Genomic DNA, 4054 nt, shown 5'->3' with positions numbered 1-4054 from the left:
CAGGCTACAGTGGCGAAAAACTGTCGCTGAACTTCCAGAACATTGAGGTTCGCTCGCTGCTTCAGGTGATCGCAGATTTCACCAACTTCAACGTGGTCACATCCGATTCGGTCAGTGGTGCGGTGACGCTTCGTCTCAAGGACGTTCCTTGGGATCAGGCGCTGGACATCATCTTGCAGGCCAAGGGTCTGGGCATGCGGAAATCTGGCAACGTATTGTGGATTGCCCCCAAGGATGAAATTACGGCGCGTGAGAAACAGGAGCTTGAATCCAAGGCTTCGCTCGAAAGTCTTGAAACCCTGCGAACCCAAGGGTTTCAGATGAATTATGCGAAGGCATCAGATATTGCTACTCAACTTACTTCGGCTGGATCAGGAGCCAGTAGCAATGCCAGAATTTTGTCGGTCCGCGGTAGTGTGATTGCTGAACCAAGAACCAATCAGCTGTTTGTCACCGATGTGCCATCCAAACTAGAGCAAGTCCAGGCTTTGATCGGGAAGTTGGATATTCCTATTCGCCAGGTGATGATTGAGGCACGCATTGTTGAGGCCGATGATACGTTTGGAAAATCATTGGGAGTTCGCCTGGGGGGGGGGCTTTCTGGTGTCAACGTGGCCTCTGTAAATGGCAGCCAATTGCAGGGAAATTTTGGATCGACTTACTCCGCCGTGAGTCCGGGATCTGTGGTCGGGTCTTCCACACCTTTTGTGAATCTGCCGGCCAACCCTAGCAACGGACAGGCCGCTAGCTTTGCCCTGTCCTTGTTCAATCCAAGTGCGACGCGATTTCTCAGCCTTGAGATCTCTGCGTTGGAGGCCGATGGTAAGGGACGCATCGTTTCAAGTCCTCGAGTGGTTACCGCTGATCAGGTGAAAGCGTTGATTGAGCAGGGTACGGAATTTCCTTACCAAACTGCGACTTCGAGTGGCGCAACGGCCATCGCGTTCAGAAAAGCGAATTTGAAGCTCGAAGTGACACCGCAAATTACTCCTGAGGGCAGCATCATTCTTGATCTTGATATCAACAAGGATAGCAGAGGGGAAACCACCAATGATGGTATTGCGATCAATACCAAGCACGTGCAAACCCAGGTGTTGGTTGAAAGTGGTGGGACTGTTGTAATTGGCGGAATTTTTGAGCAAATTGATCGGACTGATGTCAATAAGGTCCCATTTTTCGGAGATCTTCCAGGTGTCGGTAATTTGTTTAAAACAAGATCTACGGTATCCAATAAATCCGAAATGCTGATTTTCATCACGCCGCGTGTGATGGGGCGTTCGGCGGGAAACTGATTGAATCGCAGTTGCTGTTTGATCGGTTTGCCCGGTTCGGGCAAGTCGACCGTCGGGCGGCATCTTGCTCGGCGGCTGAACCTGCCCTTTGTTGATTCGGATGGCGTTATTGAGCAGCGAGTGGGGTGCTCAATCACCGATTTCTTCAGCTCCCAAGGTGAGCAAGCGTTTCGAGATGTCGAAGAGCGGGTGCTAGACGAACTGTCGCAGTCGCCGGTGTGCGTGATATCGACCGGTGGCGGGGCGGTGCTCCGTGCCGATAATCGAACGAGGTTGCGTGAGCGCACGCAGGTTATCTACCTGCGGTCTATGCCTGAAGAGATATTCAGGCGGCTACGGTATGACCGCAGCAGGCCTCTGTTGCAGGTGGAGGACCCGTTGACGCGGTTGCAAGACATGTATGCGGAGCGAGACCCTCTGTACCGCGGAACAGCACATTTTGTTGTGGAGACCGGGCGACCATCGGTGTCAAAACTGGTCAATATGATTGTGATGCAGTTGGAGTTGACGAGTCTGAGTGGTGCGGAGCCGGCCGCGTAGCCTACGCTTGCCGACCCACGTGCTGTTTACGCCCTCGAACCAAGGCAGCTCTTGGTTATTCCGCAGGACCTTCTCACTCTCGATTGTGGTCCTTGCGCTGCGTTCGATTGCCGGGTGATGCCGCTCAGTCGACGTGGAAGTGGGTTGCTGGGCGCGGCCTGTTTTGGATCCGGCAAGCTCCTCGCGTTGTATGCGTCCAGGCCAGCCGCCGTCAGTCACGCGTGGCGCGTCGGCGAACCTGGTCGATGTAGGCTTGCCCATCGGGTGGGCGACCGGCGCGCTGGCTTTCCCAGAGCATGTTGCCCAGGCACTCCATCACTTCGTGGTGGGCGGCGTGCAGATCGCCACGCCGGGCCACGAGCAGTTCAACCGCTTGGCGGATGCCGGGTGGTTGGTCGATGCTGCATTGTTCGCTGATCGACAAGTGCATGGAGAGGTGCAGAAAGGGGTTGGTCTGCCCGGTCTGCGTGTCGTACATCTTCTCGAGCGCAGCGGCGCTGTCGGCGAGGTCGGCGTGGTATTCGGGGTGCTCTTCGATCCAGTGCGCGGCCAGCACTTCAATCGCTTCTTGCGCCTGACCTGAGCGCGACTTGGCGTAGACCGAACAGAAAAATTGCCGAACATCGGCTTGCGAAGGCGTGAACATGGGGCAAGCCTAGCATGGGTCGAATGCCCGCAAGGACTTCAACGCCGTTGGGCGCTGAGCAGCTGCGAGATGTCTTGTGCAGCTGCCAGCAGAGCGGGTAGCATGCTGTCTTGCATGAGCTTGGCGCTGGTGCGGTTGGCCTGGCCGCTGATGTTCAGGGCCGCCACCGTGCGACCCTGGCGATCGCGGATCGGTGCGGCCATGGAGACCAGGCCTTCTTCCAGTTCCTGGTTCACGAGGCACCAGCCTTGTTTGCGTGTTTGCGCCACCTTTTGCTGCAGGGCGTCGACATCCGTGAGGGTGTGCCGGGTCAGCGCCCTGGGTTGACTGGCCAGCAGGTGCGCCAGCATTTGTTCTTCGGGCAGGGCGGCCAGCAATACGCGGCCCATCGATGTGCAATAGGCGGGCAGCCGCGAGCCCACGCCCAGCGCGATGCTCATGATCTTGTGCGTGGACACGCGCAACACGTAGACGATGTCGCTGCCTTCCAGCACCGCCGCCGAACAGGATTCCCCCACGGTTTGTGACAGGCGTTCCATGACCGGCTCGGCCAGGTTCCAGATCGGCATGGACGAGAGGTAGGCAAAACCCAGGTCGAGGATGCGGGGGGTGAGCGAGAAATATTTGCCATCGCTCTCCACGTAACCCAGGGTTTGCAGTGTGAGCAAGATGCGCCGCGCGCCCGCGCGGGTCAGGCCGCTGCGGGCCGCCACTTCGCTCAGCGTTTGTTGTGGGGCGCTGGCACTGAAGGAGCGTATGACTTCCAGTCCGCGCGCAAACGACTGGACGTAGCTGTCGCCCGGCCTGGGCACGGGCTGGCCATTGGGTGTGGCGTTGGGCGTTGTGATTGCCATGGTGTGCGAAATCTCCTAAAATTCATTATACGAACATTTGTTCTATATGCGAACATTTTGACGTGTGCCTTTCAAGCCAAAACGGACATCACGGAGACCGGTTCATGATCAACAAAATTGCGGCGTCGGCGCACGAGGCGCTGGCGGGTTTGCAGGACGGCGCCACCGTGCTCATCGGCGGTTTCGGCACCGCGGGGATTCCGAACGAGCTGATCGAGGCCTTGCTCGACCAGGGTGCCAAAGAACTGACGGTGGTCAACAACAACGCCGGCAATGGCGAAACCGGGTTGGCCGCTTTGCTCAAGGCTGGGCGGGTGCGCAAGATCGTTTGCAGCTTTCCGCGCCAGGCCGATAGCCAGGTGTTCGACGCCTTGTACCGCAGCGGCCGGCTGGAGTTGGAACTGGTGCCGCAAGGCAACCTGGCCGAGCGCTTGCGCGCGGCAGGTGCGGGCATTGGCGCATTTTTCTCGCCCACGGGTTTCGGCACCGAGTTGGCCAAAGGGAAAGAGACGAGGGAAATTGGTGGCAAACACTATGTGCTCGAAATGCCGATTTTTGGCGACCTGGCTTTGATCAAGGCCGAGCGCGGTGACCGCTGGGGCAATCTGACTTATCGCAAAGCAGCGCGCAATTTCGGGCCGGTCATGGCCACTGCGGCCAAGCACACAGTGGCCAGCGTGCACGAGTTGGTGGAACTCGGCGAGCTGGACCCCGAGCACGTG

5 protein-coding genes are annotated in these 4054 nt (G+C 58.0%); 3 read left to right on the top strand and 2 right to left on the bottom strand.

Annotated elements, in window-relative coordinates; translation table 11 throughout:
- Both ABYB95_RS18425 and ABYB95_RS18420 read left to right on the top strand, forming a co-directional pair.
- Positions 1-1292 (top strand): type IV pilus secretin PilQ (locus tag ABYB95_RS18425; protein ID WP_372660156.1); only part of this gene is annotated, 1292 nt, incomplete at its 5' end.
- Between the two features lie 21 nt (positions 1293-1313).
- Positions 1314-1832 carry a shikimate kinase gene (locus ABYB95_RS18420; RefSeq protein WP_372660158.1) on the top strand — a complete coding sequence of 173 codons (519 nt, stop codon included), beginning with the start codon at positions 1314-1316 and terminating at the stop codon, positions 1830-1832.
- 211 nt (positions 1833-2043) lie between these two features.
- Here ABYB95_RS18420 and ABYB95_RS18415 read toward each other — a convergent pair whose 3' ends face one another.
- Both ABYB95_RS18415 and ABYB95_RS18410 read right to left on the bottom strand, forming a co-directional pair.
- Complete coding sequence (locus tag ABYB95_RS18415; protein ID WP_372660154.1) at positions 2044-2478, bottom strand: DUF1841 family protein; 435 nt, start codon at positions 2476-2478, stop codon at positions 2044-2046.
- Between the two features lie 38 nt (positions 2479-2516).
- Positions 2517-3332, bottom strand: coding sequence for an IclR family transcriptional regulator (locus ABYB95_RS18410; protein WP_372660152.1), 816 nt, complete (start codon positions 3330-3332; stop codon positions 2517-2519).
- A 104-nt stretch (positions 3333-3436) separates the two neighbouring features.
- On the opposite strand from ABYB95_RS18410, the gene ABYB95_RS18405 reads away from it, so the two are divergent.
- Positions 3437-4054, top strand: a 618-nt coding sequence (locus tag ABYB95_RS18405; RefSeq protein ID WP_372660150.1) for a 3-oxoacid CoA-transferase subunit A, incomplete at its 3' end; no start/stop codon positions are given.

This window comes from Hydrogenophaga sp. (assembly GCF_041633695.1).
Classification (GTDB): Bacteria; Pseudomonadota; Gammaproteobacteria; order Burkholderiales; family Burkholderiaceae_C; genus Hydrogenophaga.
The sequence above is the reverse complement of the archived record's forward strand: the minus strand, read 5'-3'. Positions and strand labels throughout refer to the sequence as shown.

What these genes read in the sequence shown, in the direction of transcription:
- ABYB95_RS18415 (WP_372660154.1), bottom strand. Translation starts at nt 2,478, where the DNA reads ATGTTCACGCCTTCGCAAGCCGATGTTCGGCAATTTTTCTGTTCGGTC.
- ABYB95_RS18410 (WP_372660152.1), bottom strand. Translation starts at nt 3,332, where the DNA reads ATGGCAATCACAACGCCCAACGCCACACCCAATGGCCAGCCCGTGCCC.